The 24,288-nt window shown below is 55.9% G+C and carries 27 protein-coding genes and 1 pseudogene; 18 read left to right on the plus strand and 10 right to left on the minus strand.

Going from position 1 to position 24,288, the window contains the following annotated elements:
• Positions 1 to 24: 24 nt before the first annotated feature.
• The 13 genes and pseudogenes from pabC to ACW5W7_RS10635 all read left to right on the plus strand — a co-directional run bounded on the left by pabC (position 25) and on the right by ACW5W7_RS10635 (position 9,377).
• A complete protein-coding gene (gene pabC / locus ACW5W7_RS10575) occupies positions 25 to 831 on the plus strand; it encodes an aminodeoxychorismate lyase (protein WP_456501662.1) in 807 nt (268 codons plus the stop codon).
• Positions 821 to 1,822, plus strand: a complete 1,002-nt coding sequence (gene mltG / locus ACW5W7_RS10580) for an endolytic transglycosylase MltG (protein WP_434668154.1) — start codon at positions 821 to 823, stop codon at positions 1,820 to 1,822. The genes pabC and mltG overlap by 11 nt, the downstream gene beginning before the upstream one ends.
• A complete protein-coding gene (gene tmk, locus ACW5W7_RS10585) occupies positions 1,822 to 2,463 on the plus strand; it encodes a dTMP kinase (RefSeq protein ID WP_456501663.1) in 642 nt (213 codons plus the stop codon). Before mltG ends, tmk begins: the two co-directional genes overlap by 1 nt.
• Complete coding sequence (gene holB / locus ACW5W7_RS10590) at positions 2,448 to 3,395, plus strand: DNA polymerase III subunit delta' (RefSeq protein ID WP_456501664.1); 948 nt, start codon at positions 2,448 to 2,450, stop codon at positions 3,393 to 3,395. The genes tmk and holB overlap by 16 nt, the downstream gene beginning before the upstream one ends.
• Positions 3,396 to 3,422: 27 nt before the next feature.
• The gene (locus ACW5W7_RS10595; RefSeq protein ID WP_456501665.1) at positions 3,423 to 4,202 is read left to right on the plus strand and encodes a TatD family hydrolase; all 780 of its coding nucleotides are present in this window, start codon (positions 3,423 to 3,425) and stop codon (positions 4,200 to 4,202) included.
• 374 nt (positions 4,203 to 4,576) lie between these two features.
• The gene (locus ACW5W7_RS10600; RefSeq protein WP_456501791.1) at positions 4,577 to 5,518 is read left to right on the plus strand and encodes a site-specific integrase; all 942 of its coding nucleotides are present in this window, start codon (positions 4,577 to 4,579) and stop codon (positions 5,516 to 5,518) included.
• A 213-nt stretch (positions 5,519 to 5,731) separates the two neighbouring features.
• Positions 5,732 to 6,130: a response regulator transcription factor gene (locus ACW5W7_RS10605; RefSeq protein ID WP_456501666.1), complete on the plus strand. Its 399-nt coding sequence runs from the start codon at positions 5,732 to 5,734 to the stop codon at positions 6,128 to 6,130.
• A gap of 46 nt (positions 6,131 to 6,176) precedes the next feature.
• Positions 6,177 to 6,941 (plus strand): annotated as a pseudogene (locus ACW5W7_RS10610) (EAL domain-containing protein).
• Positions 6,926 to 7,246: a response regulator gene (locus ACW5W7_RS10615; RefSeq protein ID WP_456501667.1), complete on the plus strand. Its 321-nt coding sequence runs from the start codon at positions 6,926 to 6,928 to the stop codon at positions 7,244 to 7,246. Before ACW5W7_RS10610 ends, ACW5W7_RS10615 begins: the two are co-directional and overlap by 16 nt.
• Positions 7,243 to 7,545, plus strand: a complete 303-nt coding sequence (locus ACW5W7_RS10620; RefSeq protein WP_456501668.1) for a LuxR C-terminal-related transcriptional regulator — start codon at positions 7,243 to 7,245, stop codon at positions 7,543 to 7,545. Before ACW5W7_RS10615 ends, ACW5W7_RS10620 begins: the two co-directional genes overlap by 4 nt.
• A 28-nt stretch (positions 7,546 to 7,573) precedes the next feature.
• Positions 7,574 to 8,737 (plus strand): transporter substrate-binding domain-containing protein, encoded by a 1,164-nt coding sequence (locus tag ACW5W7_RS10625; protein ID WP_456501669.1) that lies wholly within the window; start codon positions 7,574 to 7,576, stop codon positions 8,735 to 8,737.
• Positions 8,728 to 9,027, plus strand: a complete 300-nt coding sequence (locus ACW5W7_RS10630) for a hypothetical protein (RefSeq protein ID WP_456501670.1) — start codon at positions 8,728 to 8,730, stop codon at positions 9,025 to 9,027. Before ACW5W7_RS10625 ends, ACW5W7_RS10630 begins: the two co-directional genes overlap by 10 nt.
• Positions 9,024 to 9,377 carry a fimbrial protein gene (locus tag ACW5W7_RS10635; RefSeq protein WP_456501792.1) on the plus strand — a complete coding sequence of 118 codons (354 nt, stop codon included), beginning with the start codon at positions 9,024 to 9,026 and terminating at the stop codon, positions 9,375 to 9,377. Before ACW5W7_RS10630 ends, ACW5W7_RS10635 begins: the two co-directional genes overlap by 4 nt.
• Positions 9,378 to 9,422: 45 nt before the next feature.
• Here ACW5W7_RS10635 and ACW5W7_RS10640 read toward each other — a convergent pair whose 3' ends face one another.
• Positions 9,423 to 9,578, minus strand: coding sequence for a hypothetical protein (locus ACW5W7_RS10640; protein WP_456501671.1), 156 nt, complete (start codon positions 9,576 to 9,578; stop codon positions 9,423 to 9,425).
• Between the two features lie 434 nt (positions 9,579 to 10,012).
• Between ACW5W7_RS10640 and ACW5W7_RS10645 the strand changes: the two genes are divergently transcribed.
• The 3 genes from ACW5W7_RS10645 (at position 10,013) to ACW5W7_RS10655 (ending at position 13,075) form a co-directional block, all read left to right on the plus strand.
• Entirely contained in the window at positions 10,013 to 10,459 is a 447-nt protein-coding gene (locus ACW5W7_RS10645) for a fimbrial protein (RefSeq protein ID WP_456501672.1), read from the plus strand.
• A gap of 287 nt (positions 10,460 to 10,746) precedes the next feature.
• Complete coding sequence (locus ACW5W7_RS10650) at positions 10,747 to 11,775, plus strand: fimbrial protein (RefSeq protein WP_456501673.1); 1,029 nt, start codon at positions 10,747 to 10,749, stop codon at positions 11,773 to 11,775.
• A gap of 259 nt (positions 11,776 to 12,034) precedes the next feature.
• Entirely contained in the window at positions 12,035 to 13,075 is a 1,041-nt protein-coding gene (locus ACW5W7_RS10655) for a fimbrial protein (RefSeq protein WP_456501674.1), read from the plus strand.
• Between the two features lie 87 nt (positions 13,076 to 13,162).
• On the opposite strand, the gene ACW5W7_RS10660 is transcribed toward ACW5W7_RS10655, so the two are convergent.
• Positions 13,163 to 14,605, minus strand: a complete 1,443-nt coding sequence (locus ACW5W7_RS10660) for an amidase (protein ID WP_456501675.1) — start codon at positions 14,603 to 14,605, stop codon at positions 13,163 to 13,165.
• A 470-nt stretch (positions 14,606 to 15,075) separates the two neighbouring features.
• On the opposite strand from ACW5W7_RS10660, the gene ACW5W7_RS10665 reads away from it, so the two are divergent.
• A complete protein-coding gene (locus ACW5W7_RS10665; protein ID WP_456501793.1) occupies positions 15,076 to 15,348 on the plus strand; it encodes a RepB family protein in 273 nt (90 codons plus the stop codon).
• Between the two features lie 746 nt (positions 15,349 to 16,094).
• Positions 16,095 to 16,787 carry a hypothetical protein gene (locus ACW5W7_RS10670; RefSeq protein ID WP_456501676.1) on the plus strand — a complete coding sequence of 231 codons (693 nt, stop codon included), beginning with the start codon at positions 16,095 to 16,097 and terminating at the stop codon, positions 16,785 to 16,787.
• A gap of 854 nt (positions 16,788 to 17,641) precedes the next feature.
• Here ACW5W7_RS10670 and ACW5W7_RS10675 read toward each other — a convergent pair.
• The 8 genes from ACW5W7_RS10675 to rsmF all read right to left on the minus strand — a co-directional run bounded on the left by ACW5W7_RS10675 (position 17,642) and on the right by rsmF (position 24,264).
• Positions 17,642 to 17,881 (minus strand): hypothetical protein, encoded by a 240-nt coding sequence (locus ACW5W7_RS10675; RefSeq protein ID WP_456501677.1) that lies wholly within the window; start codon positions 17,879 to 17,881, stop codon positions 17,642 to 17,644.
• Positions 17,878 to 18,150 carry a helix-turn-helix transcriptional regulator gene (locus tag ACW5W7_RS10680; RefSeq protein ID WP_456501678.1) on the minus strand — a complete coding sequence of 91 codons (273 nt, stop codon included), beginning with the start codon at positions 18,148 to 18,150 and terminating at the stop codon, positions 17,878 to 17,880. Before ACW5W7_RS10680 ends, ACW5W7_RS10675 begins: the two co-directional genes overlap by 4 nt.
• 550 nt (positions 18,151 to 18,700) lie before the next feature.
• Positions 18,701 to 20,194: a YagK/YfjJ domain-containing protein gene (locus tag ACW5W7_RS10685; protein ID WP_456501679.1), complete on the minus strand. Its 1,494-nt coding sequence runs from the start codon at positions 20,192 to 20,194 to the stop codon at positions 18,701 to 18,703.
• 225 nt (positions 20,195 to 20,419) lie between these two features.
• Entirely contained in the window at positions 20,420 to 20,656 is a 237-nt protein-coding gene (locus ACW5W7_RS10690) for a helix-turn-helix transcriptional regulator (RefSeq protein ID WP_456501680.1), read from the minus strand.
• Positions 20,657 to 20,769: 113 nt separating this feature from the next.
• Positions 20,770 to 21,381 carry a hypothetical protein gene (locus ACW5W7_RS10695; RefSeq protein ID WP_456501681.1) on the minus strand — a complete coding sequence of 204 codons (612 nt, stop codon included), beginning with the start codon at positions 21,379 to 21,381 and terminating at the stop codon, positions 20,770 to 20,772.
• Complete coding sequence (locus tag ACW5W7_RS10700; RefSeq protein WP_456501682.1) at positions 21,381 to 21,884, minus strand: tyrosine-type recombinase/integrase; 504 nt, start codon at positions 21,882 to 21,884, stop codon at positions 21,381 to 21,383. Before ACW5W7_RS10700 ends, ACW5W7_RS10695 begins: the two co-directional genes overlap by 1 nt.
• Complete coding sequence (locus ACW5W7_RS10705; protein WP_456501683.1) at positions 21,874 to 22,698, minus strand: integrase arm-type DNA-binding domain-containing protein; 825 nt, start codon at positions 22,696 to 22,698, stop codon at positions 21,874 to 21,876. The genes ACW5W7_RS10700 and ACW5W7_RS10705 overlap by 11 nt, the downstream gene beginning before the upstream one ends.
• Positions 22,699 to 22,833: 135 nt before the next feature.
• A complete protein-coding gene (rsmF, locus tag ACW5W7_RS10710) occupies positions 22,834 to 24,264 on the minus strand; it encodes a 16S rRNA (cytosine(1407)-C(5))-methyltransferase RsmF (RefSeq protein ID WP_456501684.1) in 1,431 nt (476 codons plus the stop codon).
• Between the last annotated feature and the right edge of the window lie 24 nt (positions 24,265 to 24,288).

Consider the following 24,288-nt stretch of genomic DNA (forward strand, 5'->3'; position numbering starts at 1 on the left):
GCCTTTTTTATCAAAGGGACCTGTATGCTGATCAATGGAGTGTCAACAGAAGCCCTATCTGCCAGGGACCGCGGTCTGTCATACGCAGATGGCCATTTCACCACCATGCTGGTGCAGGGAGGGGAGGTCGTCTGGTGGCCGGATCACCTGGCTCGCCTGCAGCAGGCCAGCCATCGGCTCGGCTTTGCCGCCATCCCCTGGGATCAGCTTGCCGCCGAGGTGGCAAGCCTGGCGGCGGGTCAGACGCAGGCTGTCGTGAAAGTCGTGCTGACCCGTGGCAGTGGCGGGCGGGGTTATGACGGGGCCAACTGCGACTCACCCACCCGTATCGTTTCGCTGGCGGATTATCCGGCCCACTACCCAAACTGGCAGCGGACCGGCATCGAGGCGCTGATCTGTCAGCAACGGCTCGGGGACGCCCCCATGCTGGCGGGGCTCAAGAGCCTCGGGCGGCTAGAGCAAGTTTTGCTCAAGCGCGAACTTGCCGCGCGCGGTGGAGTCGAAGGTATAGTGTTGAACAGCCGCGGATTTCTGGTAGAAGGTGTCAGCGCGAATCTGTTTTGGCGTCGTGGCAAGACGGTGTTTACCCCGGATCTCACCCATGGCGGTGTGGACGGCATCATGCGGCGACGTGTGATGGGGATGCTTAAACAGATGGGCATTGAACTGCGTGTCGTGGAGGCTCCGCTGGAGTCACTGTGGCAGGCCGAAGAAGTATGGTTGACCAATACCCTGATGGGCATAGTGCCGCTCAATCGCATTGGCGATCAAGGCTATCCCAACCCGGTATTGATCCGCCGTTTACAGGAGCGTTTGGTCATTGAAGTTTAATCGACTTTATACCCTGCTCGCGGGAGCGGCCCTGACGGCCGCCGTCGCCGGGGGGTATGTGTATTACAAATGGCAAGAGGTGGAGACCCTCACCAACAAGGGGCCGACCCGCCTCTTCACCGTCGAGAAGGGCGCCCATGCGGCGCGCCTCATCACCGAGCTCGGGGAGGGGGAACCTGCCCCCTGGGCGGTGCGTCTGTGGTTGCGTGGCCATCCCGAATTGGTGGCCATCAAGTCCGGCACCTATGAGATCAAGGAAGGGGCTCCGCTCAAGGAGACCCTCTCCCTGTTCGCCTCTGGCAAGGAGTTCCACTTCAGCCTCACCTTCGTGGAAGGCTCCCGCTTCGAGGATTGGCAGAAACAGCTCGCCAGCGCGCCTTATCTGGAGCGTTTGACGGTGGAGCAGGACGAGACGGAAATCGCTCAGGAGCTGGGCATAGAGAATGGCAAGCTGGAAGGGTGGTTCCTGCCAGAGACTTATGCTTACACCACCCACGCCAGCGATATTTCCATCTTGCGCCGCGCCTATCAGGATATGCAGGCCTTCCTGCTGCAGAACTGGGACAAGCGTCAGGCCAATCTGCCCTACAAGAGCCCTTATGAGGCGCTGATCATGGCCTCCATCATCGAAAAAGAGACCGGTCAGCCGGACGAACGGGCGCAGATCGCCTCCGTCTTCGTCAATCGCCTACGTCTTGGCATGAAGCTGCAGACTGACCCCACCGTCATCTACGGGGTCAAGGACAGGTACGATGGCAACATCCGCCGCAGCGATCTGACCGACATCAACCCCTATAACACCTATGTGATCGATGGCCTGCCGCCGACCCCCATCGCCATGCCGGGCAAGGCTTCCATCGAGGCGGCGCTCAATCCCCTGTCGACCGACTATCTCTATTTCGTCGCCAAAGGGGGCGGGGCCCACTACTTCTCCAAGACCCTCGATGAACACAATCGGGCGGTGCGCGAATACATATTGAAGAAACCCTAATGTCTAAATTTATCGTGATTGAAGGACTCGAAGGGGCAGGGAAGAGCTCCGCCGTACGTTATGTCACCGACTATCTGCAGACGCATGGAGTGGGGCGGATCGAGTGCACCCGTGAACCGGGCGGCACACCGCTCGCCGAGCGAATGCGCGCCATCGTGAAAGAAGTGCACGACGAGCGTCTCACCATCGAAGCCGAACTGCTGCTGATGTACGCCTCCCGGGTGCAACTGGTGGAAACCCGGATCAAGCCCGCCCTGGCGGACGGCGTCTGGGTGGTGGGGGACAGGCATGACCTCTCCTCCCAGGCGTATCAGGGGGGTGGCCGCGGCATCGACGCCCAGCTCATCAAGGCCATCAAGCAGGCTGTGCTCGGAGATTTCAAACCGGATCTGACCCTCTATCTGGATATCGATCCCGCCCTCGGATTGCAACGGGCCCGCCATCGCGGCGAGCTGGATCGCATCGAGCTGGAAAAAATCGGCTTCTTCGAGCGCACCCGCCTGCGTTACCTGGAACTGGCGGCGCAGGATGAGGCCATCAAGGTGATCGACGCCGGTCAGACACCGGCCGAGGTCAAGGCCGCTATCGAGGCCACCCTTGATGCTTATTTCACGCGCGAGGGCCTATGTATCCCTGGCTGATCCCGGATTGGCAAAGTCTGAGCCTGAATGCCCGGTGTGGTCGACTCGGCCATGCGTGGCTGCTGATCGGGGATCCCGGTCTTGGCAAGGAGCAGCTGGCCGAGCGGCTGGCCAGGTTGCACCTGTGCCAGCAGCCAAGGGACGGGGAGCCCTGCGATCGGTGCCACTCCTGCCAGTTGCTGGACAAGGGACATCACCCGGATCTCGGTACCATCGGCACCGAGAGCAAGACCATCGGCGTCGAGGCCATCCGCGAGATCTGTGGCCGGTTGCAGAGTACGTCCCAGCTCGGCCGTGGCAAGGTGGTGATCATCACCGATGCGGAGCGCATGACGGAGTCCGCCGCCAATGCCTTGCTGAAAACCCTGGAAGAGCCGGCCGGTGACAGCCTGCTGCTGCTCATCGCCTCCAAGGTTTCCCGCCTGCTGCCGACGATCCTGAGTCGTTGCCACAAGCATGTCTGCCAATTGCCGATGGAAGGGGAAACGCTAGACTGGCTCGCGGCGCAGGGGCATCAGGCCACCCAGGCCCAGGTGCGGATCTGCCAGGGGGCGCCGCTGCGGGTGCTGGACTATATCGAAGCCCAGCAAGATGAGGCTCGTCGGACTCTGCTGGAGAGTTTTGTCTCCCTGTCACAAGCCCCGACACGGGCGGCCAGCGTCTGTGCCCAACTGGCGGAAGAGAGTCAGGTTCGCCTGCACTGGCTGCAACTGTTTCTGTGTGATGCCCTCAAGACCCAGGCAGGTTGTGGTCATCACCAGTTGGCCATGCCGGATCTCGCGGCCCTCAGCCAGCAGCTGGCCGAGCGTCACTCCAGTGAAAAATTGCTGGAGGCGGAGCAGCAACTCGTCGGTCTCAAGGCCGCCTGTCAGCCGGGGCAGCTCTCCAATCCCACCATTCATCTCATGAACTGGCTCAATCGCTGGTTATGATTTGCGTTCAAGCACACAAGGTTAGCTATGTTACTCGTTGATACCCATTGTCACCTCGATCGCCTGAGCTATGGCAGCAAGCAGACCGACATGGCCGATGTGCTGGCCAAGGCAGCGGCGCAGGAGGTGGGTTACTTTCTCTGCGTGAGTGTGACCCAGGCCCAGTTCCCGACCATGCTGGCGGCGATCGCTCCCTATCCCCAGGTCTTTGCCTCCTGCGGTGTGCATCCGCTCAACCAGGATCCCGGGGTCGATGCGAGTCTGCTGCTGACTCAGGCGGCTGACCCCCGTGTGGTCGCCATCGGCGAGACGGGGTTGGACTATTTCTACTCGCCGGAAAACAAGGAAGTGCAGCAGGCCTCCTTCCGTGAACACATCCGGGTAGCGCGGGCCCTGAACAAGCCCCTCATCATTCATACCCGGGATGCTCAGGACGATACCTTGCGGATCATGCGTGAAGAGGGGGCGGATCAGGTGGGCGGCGTACTGCACTGCTTCACCGAGTCTCTCGAGATGGCCGAGGCGGCCATGGCGATGGGGTTTTACATCTCCATCTCCGGCATCGTTACCTTCAAGAATGCCGCCGCCTTGCAGGCGGTGGTCAAGGCGCTGCCCCTCGAGCGACTGCTGGTCGAAACCGACTCGCCGTATCTTGCGCCTATTCCCCATCGGGGGAGGGAGAACGAGCCCGCCTTCGTGCGAGACGTCGCCCAGTTTATCGCCGACCTTCGCCAGATCCCGCTGGCGCAGTTGGCCGAGGCCACCAGCCACAACTTCTTCGCGTTGTTCCGCTTGGCAAAAAAATAACCGACAAGGCCCCATCAACGGGGCCTTGTTATTTCCAATCGCCAGGATAATCCACCTGATAAAAACAAAAACCGAAGAGTGTTATCTCTCACGAGTCGGCGGAATAGAAGCTGCTCGGTTTCTGGAGACTGGTGAAATGGTATTCGGGGGATGGGAGGTACCCACTGATGCTGAAGGGGGTTAAAACTGACTTCCTATAAGTATCGATAATATTCATTATCGATACTTGATGGATCTGGAAGATCCTGTAAGATCCTGGGAAACTTCTCATCGAATCATCAGCTTAAGTGACCTATCCATCCTCACAGGTTTCTGCTCATCACTCATTGCAGGCTGTATTCGATCCCGGGCTCAACAGCCGGGCTCGCCGCTTCCTGCGCAGCGCCAAATCGGATTCGACCCTCAATGCCTATGAGGCAGACACCCGAATCTTCGTCTACTGGTGCCAGTTGCAGCGGCTGGATCCACTGCAAAGCACCCATCACGACATCATGAACTTCCTGGCGGATCAGGCTGACGGCATTCTGGCCGACTGGGTTTGGCTCGATAAGGAGGCGGGGAAGGGAGAGCTTCGCAACGGCGAGCCGCGCAAACCGGCAACCCTGGTGAGGCGTCTTGCTGGCATTCGCTACGCCTTCAAACAAAAAGGCGTTCACCCCATGCCGACCGAGCACGCAGAGATCAAGGAAATGATGCGCGGCATCGTGCGCCTCGGGGATAATCGCAAGCGCAAGACGGGGGCGCTGACCCTGCAGCAGCTGACTCAGGTACTGGATGAGATAGATACCCGCAACCTCGCAGGCTTGCGAGATCACACCCTGCTGCTGCTGATGTTCAGCGGCGCCCTGCGCCGCTCGGAGGCGGCCCGCATCGAAGTGAGCGATCTCCAGTTCGTGGGGCAGGGGATCCGTCTTCGCCTCAAACCGAGCAAACATCAGTTGCACGAGACCGAGATAGCCCTGATCCCCGGTAAACACCACTGCCCGGTCAGGGCGCTGCAACGCTGGCTGAAACAGAGCCGGATCGATGAGGGGCCGCTGTTTCGGCGCATGAACCGCTGGGGGCAATTGATGCCGGATGCCCTGGGCCCACAGGGCATCAACCTGATGATCAAGCGGCGCACCGGCCAGGCCATCGACGATCTCCAGGTCAGCGGCCACAGTCTGCGGCGCGGTTTCATCACCTCGGCGGTCACCGCCGGCAAGCCCATGAACAAGATCATCGAGGTAACGAGGCACAAGGACATGCGCACCTTGCAGGAGTACTTCGACGACGCGCACAAGTTCTCCGACCATGCCCTCGATGGCCTGCTATAAGCCTCTCGTCCTGTTCACCACCAGTCATCTCTCCACAGGGTAATTTTCATCACCCTGTTTTCCAAAAGAAAATTCATCTCATCCCAGCCTCCTTACTATTCTTGTCAATAGGATTTTTCCTACATTCAATTCCCTCGTATCCTACCCTTGAAGTCCCCCCTGTTCTGATAAGGTTTCCCCCCTTTATGGGTCGAGAGCGGGAGGTGGATAAAAATGTCGGCATTGAGCGTTCTGGTACTCGAAGATCACCCTTTGCAGCGTGCTGTCATCACCTGCCTGTTGCAGCGTTGTGGCGTGACCAGGGTCTTCGAGGCAGAGGAGGGGGAGCAGGCGCTTGCCTTGCTACGGGAAGGAGGAGGAGTGGACATAGCCATCTGCGATCTGCGAATGTCTGGCATGGACGGCCTGGAGTTTCTGCATCACATCTCCCGGGAGGGAATGGTGCGCGCCGTGGATGATCAGCAGCGAGGTGGACACCACCTTGCGCAATGCCGTGGGTGCCATGGTCGACATGTGGGGCATCACATTCCTGGGAGATCTTGGAAAGCCCTCCTCCCAGGCCAGGCGCCACAACCTGCTCTGCAACTATCAGCCCCATCAACCCCCTTGTGAACCGCCAGTTACCCTCGATCAGCCCCCGCCCACCCGGGAAGAGGTCATGAACGGGCTCTCCCGGCATGAATTCAAAGCCTATTTTCAACCCAAGGTCACGCTGCCCGATGGCCGGTTAAATGGTCTGGAGGTGCTGGCCCGCTGGTCTCATCCAATCCGTGGCATATTGGGGCCAGCAAGCTTCCTGCCCCACCTGGAGGGGGATGAGGCCATCGACACCCTGTTCTGGCAGTTGCTCGAACAGGGGCTCATCTTGCAACAAGGCCGCCCCGGATTGGGGCTCGCCTTCAATGTTCACCCCAGCCAGCTCAATCGGCCTGGGTTTGCCAGCCGTATTCAATCCAAATTACAGGAGTACCGCGTCCCGGCCAGTCTGCTGACTCTGGAGATCACCGAAACCGGTGCCCTGACGGTCACCGCGGACACCTTGGCCGTTCTGCTGCGCTTGCGCCTGATGGGATGTGTGCTGGCCATGGATGACTTTGGCACCGGCTACTCCTCGCTCGGCCGGCTCTGTTAGCTGCCCTTCAATCAGATCAAGATAGACAAGAGCTTCGTTCAGGGGATCAACAGGAGCTCACGGGGCTATGCGGCAATCCGCAGCGCCGTAGGGCAGGCCCGCTCCCTGACCCTGTCACTCGTCATTGAAGGGGTTGAGACCCCGGAGCAGCAAGCCTATCTGGAAGAGCTTGGCTGCCAGGAAGTGCAGGGTTTTCGTTTTGGTCGGCCAATGTCTGCGGCCGAATTCACCCGCTTGGCCCCCACCTTGGGGGGGACTTATAAAATGGAGCCATTATGCCCAGAATCATGATCGTTGATGATCACCCCGTCGTGCGCCTGGCAGTCAAGGTATTGTTGGAGCCACAAGGATACGAAATAGTGGGGGTGGCGGATAATGGCATCGAGGCCCTGCAACTGGCCCGAGAGCTGCAACCCGATGTGGTCATTCTCGACATCGGCATCCCCAGGCTCGACGGCTTGCAGGTCATCACCCGACTGAGAAGCATGGAGAACAATGTCCGGGTGCTGGTACTGACGTCACTCGGCACCGAGTCCATCGCCTCCCGCTGCATGCAGGCTGGGGCTTCAGGTTTCATCAGCAAGGATGAGACTTGAGCGACTTGGCGGGGGCGGTGAAAGCCGTGCTGTCGGGCTACTCCTTCTTTCCCCACGAGATGTTCGGGGCCACGACCGAAGGCAAACAATCCGAACAACACATGCTGGCCAGCCTTTCGAACCGGGAGCTGATGGTGCTGCAGCAACTGGTGCAAGGGTTCACCAACAAGCAGATCGCCGATGCCATGATGCTCAGCAACAAGACCATCAGTACCTACAAGACCCGATTGTTGCAAAAGCTCAATGCCAAGTCCCTGGTTGCCCTGCTGGAATTTGCCAAACGCAACGGGGTGGTGTGACATGGCTTCACCTTTTCCCCGGATCCTGTTGCTGGTACTGAGCGTTGGTTGTGGACTTGCGCATGCAAGCCGCGTCACCCCTGTCGAAACAGGGACACCGCTGGAACTGGTTGGCAGGACACAACCCGTATTGCACAGCACAGAACTCGGCCCCGCGGATTGGGCCTGGCTCAGACGTAAAGAGACCTTGACCCTGGGTACTTATGGTCCGGATTTCCCGCCGTTTCGTCTGGGGGCCGAGAGCCGGGAGTTCACCGGCATCACGGCGGACTACCTCGAGATCCTCAAGCGCGAGCTGGGCATCAAGATCCGGATCCGGCTCTACGACAATGTCGAGCAGGCCGTCAAGGCGCTGAAAAACGGGGACGTGGATATCATGACCACCCTGAGCCCCCTCGATCAATTCCCTGATCTGCTCATGAGCGATCCGTTCATCCGCTCCGGCCCCGTGCTGGTGCGCCGCACCAATGAACATGGCTCAGTGATGGAGACGCTGCGAGGGTTGAGCGTGGCATACAACATCATCGATATCCGGCCCAAGATAGCAGAAGCCTTGTTGCCCCAAGCCACCCCGATCCCTTTCAAAACCCACATGGATTCATTCTCTTCCGTCGCATTCGGCCATGTCGATGCCATCCTGAGCGATTCCGTCTCCGCCTATTTTCTCGTGAACACCTATTACGCCAACGAGTTGCAGGTCAGCAAGATATTCTGGGGAAAAGAGCCAAAAGGCGACAAGTTCGTCGTCGATAGCCGGAATGAAAGACTGCAAAATATATTGAATGCAGTTATAAAAACAGGGGTAAGCCAGGAGCAGCGAAACAATATACTGCAGCGCTGGAGTGGTGGCGGCCTCATGCGGCCGGAGCCCATCGTCTTCAATGACAACTTGTCTGCCTGGATCCGCGATCATCCAAAATTGCGGGTCGGGGCCGCCGAGAGTTATCCACCGCAATCCTATTTTGGGGAGGACGGCAGCTACTACGGCCTCACGGCCGATCTGCTGGCCAGGATCCAGGCCCAGACCGGGCTGGATATCGAGATGACACGGTTTGGCTCCATCAGTGATGCCTTCACGGCCTTGCACAGGGGAGAGGTCGATATGCTCGCCGATCTCTCATCGACCGAAGAGAGACGCCAGGAGATGAACTTCAGTCGCACCTACCTGACCATGCCCACTCCATGGTGGTGAGGGAGGGAAGCGAGTCCTTTACCGCGTTTGACCAGCTAAAAGGCAAGACCCTGGTGCTGCCACAGGGCTATGCATCCATGACTCTGGTGAAGGAGCAATACCCCGACATCAAGCTGATTGAGGTCAGGGATGTTCCCGACGCACTGGCCGCGTTGCTGGCGGGGAGAGCGGATGCCACCGTATTGCCGCTGCTGGTTGCCCGCTACTACATCGCTCGCTTCTATGAACATCGCCTGCGGGTCAGCATGACACTCAGTGATCCCTTGAGATCGACATGGGTAAAATCATGAGATCCAATTTGAATGAGGGAGGGGTACCCAATGGATATACCCCCAAGATGATCAACCTTAGCCTTGACTGTCAATCTGTCGATGGGCATCCAAATATCGATTATACCTTCCAGAGCGCCTCAGGCTCGAGTGGAGATTATTTATTGACCAGCCTCGCGGGCTTGGGAATAGGGTTCATGGATGGCAACGACAATCCGCTCGGACTCGGCATCAATAACTCAGTGTCGGTCCCCTTGCAAGACTCTTCCACCTCGTTTTATCTCAAGCCATACCCCGTTAGATTGGCAGGGCAGACCGTTGATAATGGCGAATTCGTGGCACGCGCCATTATAACGGTGTCACTTCCATAGGCACATAAATATCCAAGTAATGACGATTCTTTATATGTTATTACTCTAGCCTGGCAGCTGCTCGCGCTCTCCTGCCTGCTCCCCGCGCATCAGGCCCTTGCCGCCACCGCCGAGATCCCGGCAGGCTTGCCAGAAAAACAGTGCAGCGGTGACCTTATCCGCAATGTCACGGCCGTGGTAGATGCTGGCGATGATGGGCAAGATGTCAATTCCGGTGTCATTTACAAGAACGCTTTCAACACGGGGGCCGAGTCCACCGTGGTCTGCAACTGCCCAGACCCCTACACCTTCACGAACGTGACCTATTCTGCCTATTATTCTCTCCCTGATAACGGTCAATCTGGCAATATCTGGGCCATCCTCAACGAGAGCATCCAGCTTCGCCTGCAATTGGCAATTTACAATGCGCCCACGTCGGGTCTTCTGCTACTGCCGTTTGAGCGATTTTCTTCCTATAGTCAGGATTGCAACAGTGCCAACAACCAGTTTCAAGATTCGCAGGGGATAAGGGGCAGCTTCGATATCAAGCTCACCAAGGTATATTGGGAGAGTCGAAATTCAGCGGCATTTTAGGCCGGCTCTACCGCACCTACGGCAACATCCCCGATCGTGCCTTTCCCATCGCAGAGTACTATATGGATCTCACCGTCAAATCCAGTGCCGAGTGCAGCTTTGAGGGGGGAGAGGTCTTTACCGTTGATCTCGGCTCAGTGCCAAGACAAAGCCTGCAGGACGGTGCGCCCCCCCCGGGATACGCCCCCAAGCCCCTCAATATCACCATAGAGTGCAGCAACTTGATCAATACCCCCACTCAGTTGGAATACTTCTTCAACGGCGTGGGGGCACCGAGTGCCGAGGGTCCTTATCTCGCCACCAGCAACCCTGGTGTCGTGGTCGGCATGACCGATGACGCTGGCAACCTCATCGGTCTGGGGAGCACTCACAGCACACTGCACCCCTTCCAGAACGGTCAGTCCAGCATGGATCTGCGTTTTTATCCCGCCAAGACGCCGGGATATAGCGACCCCATCGAGCCGGGGGCATATTCGGCCAACGCCATAGTGACGGTCACGCTCCCCTGATGCAGGCCAGTCAAAGGTTTGCACAATAACGAGCAATAACGAGCAATAACGAGCAATAAAGGGCACGAGGTATGAATGACCCCCAGGCATATGCCAAAGCAATGTGTTTGATTTTTTAAACAATCACAAATAAGGATAAATTGCGCACGCGGAAAGGGTCTTTAATAAGTCCTTTTTCGCATTTTCATTTCCGGTCGTGAGCTATCCCAATGGCCTCACCGCAACGGGACGATACACATCAAGACTCAACTGATTAGGAGGGTATCAATACCGCCATGATGAATTTCATGATTACCCAACCTTGCTTTCTATTGAGAGCAACAGCCATTGTCTCGCTGTCTCTCTGTGTTACCTGGTCCAATATGGCATCAGCAAAATATCGTGACCAGTGTGAAGGCGCTCCCGTCGTGACTCATCAATTCACGATTGATTCTGATTTGACAACGGACACCACGGGAAATACGGCGGGCACTGTGTTCCAAGAAGCGAGCGCATCGGGACAAGCCGGCCGAGGGATCTGTGATTGCAGGGAAGATGGGCGATTTTATTCCTATTTCACATCGACAACGGATTTGCCGGATGCGGGCAATGGCTGGCAGATACTCAATGATTATATCGAGGTCAAAACATATATTTATATCTATGGGCCAGGCTTTCAGCAGGTTCCTTTCAGCAATGTAAAAAATGCCGGTTTATCCACCTGCAATGGCCGGGATTCCGTGGTGACCGGTGTCGCCACAGGCAATCAAATCAAGACGGAATTTCGGCTGCGCAAGGGGATTATCGGTCAGGTCTCCTTTTCCGGGCGGCTCGCCACGCTCTATTGGCGACTGGCGGCGACACCTGGCTCAGTAGACTACCGATATCCCTTCGCCTATGTGGATGCCAATATACAACTGAATGCCGACACCTCCTGTACTTTCAGGCAAGGCGATATTTTTACCGTGGATCTGGGCAAGACAGCCAAGTATGCACTCAACACAGAGGAACCCCCGCGCAGCCCGACACCGGCCCGGCTCGATCTCGGCGTGGACTGCGTCAATATGCAGAGCAACCAGGTGATTGACTATACCTTCCAGAGTGCTTCCGGCTCGGAAGGCAATCTGATCAAGACCACCCTGCCCGGTGTCGGTATCGGGTTGCTGGATGACAACCATAACCCCATTGGATTGGGATTTGAGAATTCGGTGTCGGTGCCATCGAGCAACGGGTCGACACAGTTCTTCGTCAAGGTATATCCCACCCGATTGCTCGACCAGGCCATCGATGTGGGGGAGTTCAGCGCCCAGGCCATCGTCACCATGACATTGCCTTGATGCTCTCTGGGTCGCCAGGGCGACATCCCATAAACCCGGCAAGACAGGATCTCATATTGAAATATAAAACCAGAAATCACCATCACGACAGAGCAAATATCTAAAATCAAGACTGGATAGCATATGGATATGATGTCTTTTAACGATTCACCACCTGGTCGCACTATGCTTTTTCAGGTGTTCATCTGTGTATTGAGACGCTGCAACGCCGTGCAGGATTATCACCCTGCCACAGCCCGGCGACACCGAGGAGAGAAACATGCATAACGGGATAAGCCTGTGCTGGACCTTGTTGATGGCGCTCTGCCTGAGTGTGTCACTGTCCTTGCCGCTCCCGGCCCGGGCGGCTGCCACCAATAACTGCAGCAGCGGCGATCTGCCCAGCACGGCCATGTTGAATAGCCAGTTGACGGAGAACACCGCGGTCGGCAGCCTGATCCCGGGCTCGGATGCGCGCCTGACCGCCAATATCAGTTGTACCTCGGCCTGGTCCAACAACAGGCAAGATTGTGTGGGCGGCGGCGGTTGGGCCCTCTTCCCTATGTCGGGTGTCATCCCGACCCTGGTTCCCGGCTATAGCGATGTCTATACCTATGCGGGCATGCCACCCAGCATCGGCTATCAGTTCCTCGACGCCACCGGCCAAGCGCTTCCTTTGGACTCATCAGGCAGACATGATTCCGGGGTGCCCATCCAGACAGGGCAGCAATCCGTGCCCATCCACTTTCGCGCCATCAAGGTCTCGAATGATCTGCAGTCAGGCTCATTCGACATGCAATTTCAACTGGGCTGCAACAGCAACGAATGGGCCAACCGAAATGATGCTGGCAGCACCCTGACACTGGGGCTGAACGCCGAGGTCATCACCCAGACCTGCAGCCTGCAAGAGCCGGATGTACAGGTCCGGTTGCCACAGATCGCCCGCGGGGCCTTCAAAGGGGTCGGGGACAGCGCGGGTTCCACCCCCTTCAATCTCGACTTTAAATGCGATGAAAGCGCTGATGCCCGCTTCAACATCAGCGACATCACCAGCCTGACCAATGCCACCGACATCATGACCCTGATCCCGGGCTCCACCGCCAGCGGCCTGGGCGTCAGATTGCAGCAGGGGGGTAACCCGGTCCGGCTGGCCCCCGGTCAGGCCTTCGATGCCGGCGGCAGCGAGTTTCCCTTGCGAAACCTCGGCAGTGGAAAAAACCTCATCCGCCTGCCGTTTTCAGCCGAATATGTGCAGACCGAGGAGAGCCTGACCCCGGGCACCGTCATGGTCCAGGGCATGGTGACCATCGATTACAACTGAGATGTTTATCGGCCATTAGGCGCCCCCGGTATCAACCGGGGGAGGGGCCAGCTAAGCGTAATCATCGTCAATCGCTGACCCTGTCTCTTAGAGTGCCGGGCCTGGCCATTGGACACTTGGGAACAGCGATTCAACCACCGCAGACAAGGCTAATACGCCGCGATCATCCAAGTGCCTGCCCATGATTTGCAATCCGATGGGGCGACCATCCCGAGTGAACCCGATAGGAACAGAGGCCGCCGGGAGCCCGGTAAAGTTTGCCAGTGCCGAAAATGGCACCCAAGCCGAAGGGGGCAATGCTTTTCCGGCAATCAGTGAAGGGCCATAAGTATCAATGGGAAAGGCTGCCGATGCCGTCGTTGGGGTGATCAGAAAATCGAAATTCTGCATAAAACGGGCAGTCGCATTTACAATACGTTTTCTTTCGACCAAGGCATGGCTGAATTGATCTCCCGACCATGTTCTTTCAAGAATACTGCCCAGCCAACCGTCAATGGCAATCCCTTTATCTTCCGACATTGATATCAAACCTGAGCGATCCGTCTCTAGCGCAACGATTGTATCCAACAACGTTTCATTATTTCCTATGGCGGGGAATGCCTGCTCCATATTGCCAAATACGGCTTTCAATCGCATGGCGACGTTATCAACGGCGGCAATGATTTCAGGATCTACCACGGCAAAACCCAGATCCGTCGAGTAGGCAAATCGACAATGTCGCAGTGAATCGATGCTTTTTAACGCCCAGTCATCTGATTCAGCAGGAATGGAATGGCGATCATAAGGGGATGGGCCACTGAGGACAGAGAGTGCCAGCGCCGCATCAGCCGCACTGCGCGTCAGCGGGCCAATATGCTCCAGCGACTCCCATCCTGACTGGCCGGGATAGCGCTCATCCCTGCAACCGGGATAAAGAGGAACGCGCCCCCAGGAGGGTTTCATCCCAAACACACCCGACAGTGCGGCGGGTATCCGGATAGATCCCCCCCCATCACTTCCCAAGGCAAGAGGAACCATTCTTGCCGCGACCGCCGCCGCAGATCCCGCGCTTGAGCCGCCTGGCGTGAGATCGGTATTCCAGGGGTTTCTTGTCGTAGGAAATAACTTGTTATGACCGACTGCCCCATAACCAAATTCCGAGGTATTCGTTTTACCCAATATGACGGCACCTGCTTCTTTCAGGCGCTGAACAACAATATCATCAGTGTCAGGAATAAAATCTTCGTACAATAATGAACCGAACGTGGTACGAACGCCTTTGGTACTAATTAAATCTTTGACCGCAACGGGGACACCGGCCAAGGGGCCGACTGGCTTGCCGGCTAATATCAAATCATCGATATGTTCGGCCTGTTGCCTTGCGCCATCGCCATCAACCAAACAAAATGCGTGTAATTCAATATCGTATTTCTGAATGCGTTGGAGTGCCAACTCCGTCACCTCTGCTGCCTTATATTCTTTGCGGGCGATCGACGCAGACAGGTCACTGAGGCTAAGTGCCAATGGTGATGTTGGTGTATTTTCAAACATATTTTTCCCATTCTCGCTGTCACATGTTGATAGGCAGTATCATTGATTTTTATGTGGGTAGGAACCTTGACAGGTATCAATGACCACTGACTCCATCATTGTCTTGAAACCATCCTCTGCATTTGCCAGAGCTGGCGTAGGGGGCAAGAAGCAATATACGTCTGCGTCATTTAATGGGGGCTTTACCGACGCGCCGATCGTCATCGCCAGTGAAACCGGATGGCCATGTTTTGGCATCACCATTTTTCTGAAGCGGGGCATGAGGACTTAACCTTTACAGCCCAACTGCGTCAGGGCCTTTTTTATGTTAAATTGCATCTTGTTGATCCAATGGTATATTTAGCCGTCCCCCTGAACAGCCTTCACGCTCTCTCTCGGGGGGAGGGCAGCGGCAAGGAAGCACTTCTTTGCCGCCCGCAATATGCGAAGTGAGAGATAACAGTCAAGAAACCTGAATGTTGCAAGGTCATATGAGCCAGAATATCACGCCAGAAAAACCGCTTTCAGAGCCGCAGGACAATGCCGAGCGTCAGCGCCAACATGTGAAGCGCAAGCAGGAGAGTCACAGCCGGTTGCAATGCTGGATCAGCAATCGTCACGCCGAGCGGTTGCAGGATCTCGGCCAACATCTGGAAGACAGTCAAGCCTCTCTCATCGAACAGGCCATCGATCTGCTCTACCAGCACGAACTGGTGCCCAGCTATCGCGAAGCAGAGAGCCCCCTCCCGGATCCGGTGGAATAAAGAGAACACGAGCAGCGATCTTCATTTGTGAGGGCATAAAAAAAGCCAGGTACGAATTCCTTGTACCTGGCATAGGGGAATTGGCTCCTTGCAGAGCCGTGCGCTAACGGGTGTGCAGATAGCCTTAAGCGTAGACAAGACCCAAGGCATTTCAAGATCTGACTAAAAGTTCAACCAGAGTGTAGGTTTTTCAGACTCGTTCAGGTTTAGCATCAGTCTGTGACGCCATCGAACCAACCCCAGCCACCGGCATACCACTCACCCATTGAACAGGTTGTTGTCGCGCACCAGCTCACGGGGGAGGGCATTCTTGATTCGACTCCCTACGGTGGTTCACAGGCACATTAAATTTTTTTAAAACAGTATCTTGTATTAGATTACGCACACGCTGGTGCGAGGATTAATGGTATTTGGGCCACCACCCCCTCTCCACTGGGCCACCTTTTCAGCTCAATCGACTCCATCGGTGAAAACCCAGCCGGTTATCTCTGGGATCCCAGAACAAACCCAGGGGTTCATTTTCAAACCCAGATAACCCAATGGGTTTTTGATACGTCCGTATCAGTCGCCCCCATTTCGTGGGCACCATCCTCCCCGCCTCATGAGCAGTCGCTTGGCCTCATGGCCCGGCAAAAGGGGCGCACACAGCGTTAACCAGACCCGCGCCCGATGACCTTGGCCGCCAGTTCTAGGGCTAGTTTCAAGTTGGAGGAAGTGGGCATGGGACATTCCGGAGCAATTAGAAGATGCCCCATGGTAAGGGGATGAGGGAATGCACTGATTATGGTGAATTACTGAGAGACATCACAGGAAAGAGCATTGTACTTGGGCATGATGAGACATTTGTAGCAGGGAAGACAAAGCACATGAATGTACCAAGTGGCATTAGCCGCCGCCTTCAACATTGCATAGAGCGACTTGAGGCTCAAGATTGTGAGGGAGCGTTAGTTAATCTTTTTCCAGCAATAGACAAAACAGCAAAGAAGCGGCGACCCAAAGACGGCGTTGGCTCACGTATCAAGGCTTTCCTTCAAGAGGAGGAGGTACTCATTTCCGCCGTCGGAACTGGAAATGTTTTTAAGGGTTGTAACTTTGATGGGATGACGTTTCATGAAGCCTTGTACAAATTCGGTCGTACACCTATCGCACATGAAGGCGAATTAGACCCGCGTTTAACCTTCAATACCGATGGTGGACTTCGTATCGGGCATGACAACTGGAACTTACCAATTGCTTACATTGTAGGTATGTCTCTCGCGGTAATCATTGCACCTGAGAATTTTGGCGAGCAAACCCCAGACGGTTTAGGCATCAGGATTTTTGGAAGCCAGTTCGCGTTAAATGATATCTGGGGTCGCCCAGAACCAGTTCGTAGACACATATGTATAACATTTAGAAATCCAAATTTATTCGAAAATTTGGGCTGTAGGTTCGATTAGGCGGTAGGCATAATCGAATGTTCGCAGCTTAGGGAGGGTGCAAATAAGTACCCTCTGCAGCAAAACTGAAATTTTAGTAGATTAAATTCAATGAGTTACCGAGTCACGTTTTTGTGTTTGGTGACTTATTCGCACCTTCCCTAGGTATGAATTTACTAACAACTGAGGAGTTTAAGGATTTGAAAAACATAAATAAAAATCGCATAAAGAACGCCAAGTACCCATACTTCCTCAGACAAAATGAATCTTTATTTGAAAGGAATATAAAATGTATTTTTTTCAATATATTAGATGCGCTTTCAGGGAGGATAGATAGAATAGGTATCGATCATGATGGCTATAGGAGGTCATGGTTCAATAGAGATATGCGGATGAATGTGAGAAGAGAATTAGTTGAATCTTTAGAACCGTATAGAGATCAGACTGAGATTGTAGAAGCTTTGAATTTACTTTCTGATTCGGATGATTATTCGGTTAACAATGATCATATATTTATTATTTGGAAACATATTTCAAACGCTATCAATAATCAGGAGTGGGATAATCCACTAGTGGAGATCGAAAGAAAACTATCAGAATTGTATAAAGTCACCTAGGGTGGGTGCGAACAAGTATCCTCTGCAGCAAAACTGAAATTTTAGTCGTTTAAATTCAATGATTTACCGAGTAGCGTTTTTGTGTTTGGTGACTTATTTGCACCTTCCTTAGAGTAATAAATACGGTGGGTCTCCCCGCCGTTCTTTATTCCCCAACAATCACACCATCTCCTGAAGGGCGCGACCTCACGCCATACAGGGACAGCTGCGGCGAACATATGGCGGTACTCCTTGAAATTCGGGAGCACTAGGCCCCGGTTACTGGTCGGTTTCCTGTTTATTGTCACTGATTAAGTTCATGCCCTCGGGCGGGTTGCTTGTCTTGCTCAGGGCATCCAACACCAAGCCAGTTAGTTCCTTGTCGATCCCCTTCACAAGCGCCTCATGCCGGGCTGTCAGCTTGCCTAGTTCTACCGTCTTCTGGGCAATCTGGCTCGCCAGTTTGGCGGCTTTCACCTGTTTGGCCGCAATGGCCGTCAGCGCCTTAACGTTAATCATCGGCACTTCCGCACCGCTGCCGCCGCGAAAGGCTGCTCTCGCTCAAATTTGGCTTGCTCGGCGGCCAGTTGTGCCCGATCTCGGGCTGCCTTCAAGTTGCGTTGCTGGCTGCTCAACCAAGTGGTCAACCAACGTTCGTTCCACAGCTTTGTCTGGCCTAGTACCGCATGGGGAGGCGGGAGCTTTCCATCCGCCAGCCAGCGCCGAAGAGTCGGACGGGATACACCGCACCGCTCGGCCAGTTGCTCGGCATTCAGCATACCTTTCATGAAAACCTCTAATTGTTTCGATATGCGAAATATATAGTCAGGTATTAGTGCGATAAACGCAACAATATGAGCGGATTTTCACCGTGAATTGTATGGATATAAGCGGGGCAATTTTGCATGAAAGTCAGGCAGGGCGCAGACTGGACACGGGTTGCGGGTCGATCTAGCAGGAGTTTTCGGCCAGAAGGTTAACTTTTACTAACAGGCGCATCAGGTTTTCTCAGGTTCTGTCCTGTTTTGTGAGACTGGCATTGACCAAAATTGACCGGTTTTTCACGTAGCCGAGGATTAACGACTCATCATGCCACATTACTGCTTAGCCAATCGGCGCAGACGGCTTCCCTATGGTAGCGACAGTGTGGTCATGGCGGGAAATGGCGGAAATTCGTTAGCGGGCGTTTTAGGCTGTTTCACGGATTTGGCCAGAGAATGGGACTCACCCTCACGTTTACCAGGTAAAACGAGTGAACGGCGGGCCTAACTGTCCCTGTCATCGGTAAAGCTCAACCAGCAGGCACAAAAAAGCCCGCTCAATGGCGGGCCTTGTCGGCTATGCGGCCTTCTTGGCGGCTCGGCATATTGTCACCACCGAACCTAGCGGGATTTGATGGTGATCGGCAATGGCTTGATATGTTGCCCCCGCCGCCCGCATGGCGATCACTGCCCCCCGCGTCTCTGGCGTGTGCTGTGTCGTTACCCCTGCGATCCCGGCCTCACTACGCCACTCGTTCGCCGTCGATTTGGACACCCCAAGCATTTCCGCCACCTCTGACGAACTATGCCCAGCAGCCAGCAGGCGCAGCCCCTCGGCCCTCTTGAGCGGCTTCTTGCCGGTAAGGCCCAGACCGGCGCGAATCTCGATCACCTTGTCATTCCTCAACCCAGTGGCGACCCTCACGGCCTCCAGAGTCGCCCCCTGCTTGAACATTTCGCGGGCCTGCTCCTGCCTAGCCTCATACGCCGCCTGCTCGGCCTCTCGCTTGGCGATCACTGCCGGGTCTGTAAGCGACCAGTGCGCCACATTGCGAAAGGACGCCCCCAGCTTGTCGGCTGTCTCTTGGAGTGTCGCCCCAGTTAGCAGCATGGCGATCACCTTGGCTTTGTCAGCAGCCAGACGACGACGACGCAGAGCCTGATAATTCCGGTACTCGTCCCCACGACGACGCAACACAATGCGCCGCGCAGTCTCCTTTGCCGCATTCACTACCTTCCCAATGGCGCCGGGGTTCATATCCGGCCCCCATAGGTTCGCCGCCGCCTTATCCATCCCGCTGGCAATGAACTGGCCGAACGTAATCCCGCTCCCCATCAACATGAAGTGATGCGACGGCACCCAGCCCCTGATCGGGGCCACCTTCACGATCTTGGCCTTCTTCGCTGGCTTCGCGGCGGTGGACAGTTGCGCGGTTCCAAAGTCCTGGGCGTAGTCGGCGCGGTAGCCCTTGCCCCTCGGCTTGGTGAGGTACGATAGCCAGTAGGTCGCGTCTGTGAGCGGCGCAGCTCCACGCCCGATCATCATGAAATAGGGCAGGTTCTCGGCCCCTTTCTTGGTCTTGGCCTTGGCTAGGCTGCCCCCCATGTTGCGCCAGATCGGTTCTACCAGCTCGAACACGGGTTGCCCGGCCATCACGCGATCCCCGTCCAGCAGTAGGGCAACGTGGTAATGGTGCCCTTTGGCGGTCTCCTGCTCCCGCGCCCACATGTACCCGGCCTTGTGGTCGTACTTACCCCGGATCGCCTTGCTGGCCTTGTCCATGAAAGCCCGGATCGCCTTGTTGTCGCCACCCTCGGGCGGGTTGCGCAGCTCCAACCGCACGATCAGCACCCGTTGATAAACCTGCTCGACTGCTACGGCATGGCGGATCAGGCGTTGGAGCCACTCCACATGGCAGCCGCTCTTGGCGCTGTTTATCGGATAGCTCAATCCGTCAATCTCGATCTGCTCGTCCTTGGTGATAGCGCCGTAAACCTTCCCCTGTTTGCGCTTCGTTCCAACCTGTCTAGCTGCTTGAATCGAGCTAGTAAGGCCAATGTGGTCTGGCATGAATAACCTCTAAATCTCACTGCTCTAGGGGCTGGGCTCTATGACGGTATTATTTAGATCCGCGCGATTCTCTACATCAAATCAGAAAGCTAGCTCCCCGCAAACCCATGCCATTACTGGGGTTGTTGCATTTATGGACGGGCCTTAATTCGACAATCGCAGATCGACAATCGGCTTTTTCCTCAGCTCCGACATCTGTCCGGATTACAGATTCCAAGGAGAGGATTAAGACGCCCCGCCAGCCTCGATAAAGGCAATAATGTCAGTGCGACGATAACGAACGGCACGGGGGCCAATTTTGATGGGCTGAGGGAAATTAGGAACTTTTTTGCGCCAACGCCACAGGGTAGGACGGGAGACATTCAGCTCGGCGGCAAGCTCTTTATCGGTCAGCAGGAGGGACTTATTTTCGCCGTTCACAGCGCCACGGAACATGGCAAACGGCTTGCTTTCATTGCTCATGATATTTTGCTCTCGTTTGGTATCGATTTGATTTCACGAGGGCACTTTAAAAGTGAAGGGATATCCGATCACGGAAATGAAGGGGGGGAAAATTCCAAGATTTTCCCCCTCCATCACGGCTTGATTCTAGGATCCCAATACTCTGGCACCAAGGCGTCATCGCTAATGCTGTAGCGGACAGGTCCAAGCCCCTCACAAATCACCAACCATTTAATGGTGTCTGCAAAATAATGCCTATCGTGAACAGAGGTGGGCACCAATTCACTTTCAAGCTCACGAACACTCTTTTCTGAGGCATACCCCCGCCTAGCAGCAAGCGCAGACAACGGCATTGGTTTTCGCTGGTCATAGTTAGGTAGCAAACGCCTGAAAAAATGCACTTCAGCAATCGCGGCTAAGCGATCCTTGCTAATACCTTTGGGGCGTCCGACACCAGCTTTCGACCAAGGGGCCAACTTGCCACTATCGAGGCTTGCAGCAACACCACCTGCGACAAGTAGTAACAGTTCAGCGGACGGCTGCTTTCCAGCCCCTACAGCCCAAACGAAGCGGGACAATCGATCACTCAAGCTATCACCATAGGGGCCGCCGTGGTCTATCAAGTCGTGGTAATCCTCTAGATCGCACTTTTCCAAGTCTGCCGACAAGGTGGCTATATTTGCCTCCTGCCTCTCCCTTGCCACGACTTGAGTCGCCGCCATGAAAGGCAAATCTTTATGCGCCATCACTTACGGCCCCCAAAGTTAATAGCTACCACGTTATCCGGCACTGGCACTGCCGTCGCCTCGTCTTGAATCACGTTCTTGAGCAGATGATCGCCCCAGTCCAGCCAAAGTTTGCGCAGGTCTTCAACCATCCCGCCTACCTGATAAGTTCTCACCAGCTTGTCAGCACCTTGGTGATTCAGAAGTTTTTCCACCAGCCGTTCAGGAGCCTTCAAATACTCACCGCAGCCGGTCGATACACTTCGGCGCAGATCGTGAACGGTGAATGGTTCCAGCTCGGCAAGGTAGCGCTCGCGGATGCGAATTAGCGCCTTGGTGGTAGCGTTGGGGTCAATTGGTTGTCCTGTGCTGCTGGTGGACTCGAACACCCAAGGGCTACTAGATTGAGCCCTTCGGCGTTCGACAATTTCCCGCGCCAGCGGGTGAAGCGTTATCACATGGGCGCGCCCGTTTTTGGTTTCGGGTATCGTCCAGCGGTCACCGTCGATCTGATCAAACCGCATTTCGGCTGCTTCGGTGCGGCGAACACCAGTAAAAAGAATCAGGCGCAGGCAGTCGAACGACAAAGGAGGTGGATCGGGTGGTTGTCCCACCAAGTGGTCCCTTGGTGGCCCGCTCCAAAGCCTGCCACAACAGGCGCAACTCATCCGTTTCTAGCCAGCGTTCCCTTGGCTTCCCAGCAGACCCGCCAACTCGCGCCGGTTTTATGCTGCGGGCGGGATTCGCGTCGATATATTCAAGGTCTACGGCGCGATCTAAAACCTGTCCCAGCAAGCCGAGGGCAAGGCGAGTGCCATTTTTTGCCTCGATCTGCTCCAAATGACGGAACAAAACGCTTCGAGTTAAATCACATACTCGAACCTTGCCCAACGCAGGAGCAAGGTGCAGCTCAAACGCTTCTCGATAGTCTTTAGCTGTACGCGGAGAAATAGGTTTAGGTTTAGCGTTGGCGGCGGTCTTGGTCGGCAACCACTCATCAAACAACTCCCTCAGCGTCGGCATCGCAAGGTTTTTGACCTTGGCGGCCTCCAGCACAGACCTTGGGTCAATGCCCTGTTTCACCAGCGTAACGGCTTGCTCGTGTTTTTCGCGGGCAGCCTTCAAGCTGGTGGCAGGGTAATAACCAAAATCCATATCGCATTGTTTACCAGCCAACCGGAAGCGGTAACGGAACCGGCGAGCCCCGCACTTGCGCACCTCCAACCGCAACCCACCACCATGTTTCGACTTAACAGAGAACGTGCTCGATGCCTTGCCCTCGGTAGGCACAGCCCCGGCGATCTCTCGATCAGTATTTAACTTGTCTACCTCGGCCATATGCCTCATCTCGTCATTTTGGGCCATCACTTGGGCCACCATTTGACATGATATAGCAAGAGGGGTTTGTGAAACCTTAACAGCAGCTAGACGACACCCAATCCCTTTTGTGGCGCGGCTTGAGGCGATTGGTAGTCACGTATTGAATAGATTATTGTCGCGCACCAGCTCACGAGGAAGCGCATTCTTGACCCGACTGCCGACCCATTTCCCCATGCCCAGCGGCTGTCCCTGATAACGGACAATCACTTCACCGGATCCTGCCGCCTGCTCCGGCCAGACATCCCGCCCCATCATGTACTCCCGCGCATTGCTCGCATCCAGCTCCACCACCCCGTGAGTGGCCTCGCCGCCATAGGCCAGCGCCCACTCGTGGGTCAGGCGATACCCCTTCTTGAAGGTTTCCGCCAGCTTGATGCCGATGCGATCGAAGCGCAGCTTGCCCTGCAGCTCCCCGAATACCTCGGGGAAGAGCCAGATCTCGTCGTTACGCCCATAGAGCACGCCTCGGGGCGCGACCCCGAAGTTGGCTTCGATCTCGCGCACCATGGGCTCACTCTCTTTCGCCGGCAGCGGCAGATAAGGGAACTTGCCGAGCTTGCCCGGTTTGAACAGGGGGTTGGGCACCGAATGGTGTTTGCGAAGACGGGCGACAAAGAAACCTTCACTGTCGAAGATCTGGGGCCAGACATGCAGGTAACCCTCGGCGGTGCAGGCCTTGTCCGCACCGGGAAAGAGATCCGCGAGCGAGTCAAAACTCAGGGCATCGCCGAATATATCCAGCAAGGATTGGCAGATGGCCTGGTTCTCCTGGGTGCTCAAGGTGCAGGTGGAATAGACCAGTACGCCGCCGGGTTTGAGGGCATGAAAAGCGCTCTCCAGCAGTCCTGCCTGCACCGCGGCTATCTCATCAATGCTCGCCAGACTCCAGTTGCGCAGGGCATCGTCGTCCTTGCGCACCGTCCCTTCGCCGGAGCAGGGGGCGTCGAGCAGGATGGCGTCGAAGGTCTCCGGCAACCACTGGCCAAAGACTTTGGCATCGAAATGGGTCATGCCGACGTTGGTCACGCCACAGCGCTGGATGTTGGCACTCAGCACCTTGAGGCGGCTGCTGGAGTATTCGTTGGCCACCAGCATGCCCTGATTGTTCATCAGGGCCGCAATCTGGGTGGTCTTGGAGCCCGGCGCCGCCGCCGCATCCAGCAAGATGCCATCCCGTTTGACCTTGTCGCTGGCAAAGAGCGCCGTCACCGGCAGCATGGAGCTCGCTTCCTGGATATAGAAGAGGCCGCTCAGGTGCTCGGCGGTGTTGCCAAGGGGCACGCTCTCGTCCTCTCGACTCAGCCAGAAGCCGGTCTCGCACCAGGGCACGGGATCCAGCTGCCAGCCCAGTTGCTGCATCTGCAAGACAAATTCAGGGACGCCGATCTTGAGGGTATTGACCCGGATGCTGCGGCGCAGCGGTCGTCGGCAGCTCGCCACGAACTCATCCATGGAGAGGTGATCGGGCATGATGGCGGCGATATGACGCAGGAAGTGATCGGGGAGGTAGGTGTTGTCGTGCACGGTGCAATCTCGCGGACCCAAAAC

It is taken from the genome of Aeromonas intestinalis, from assembly GCF_054052485.1.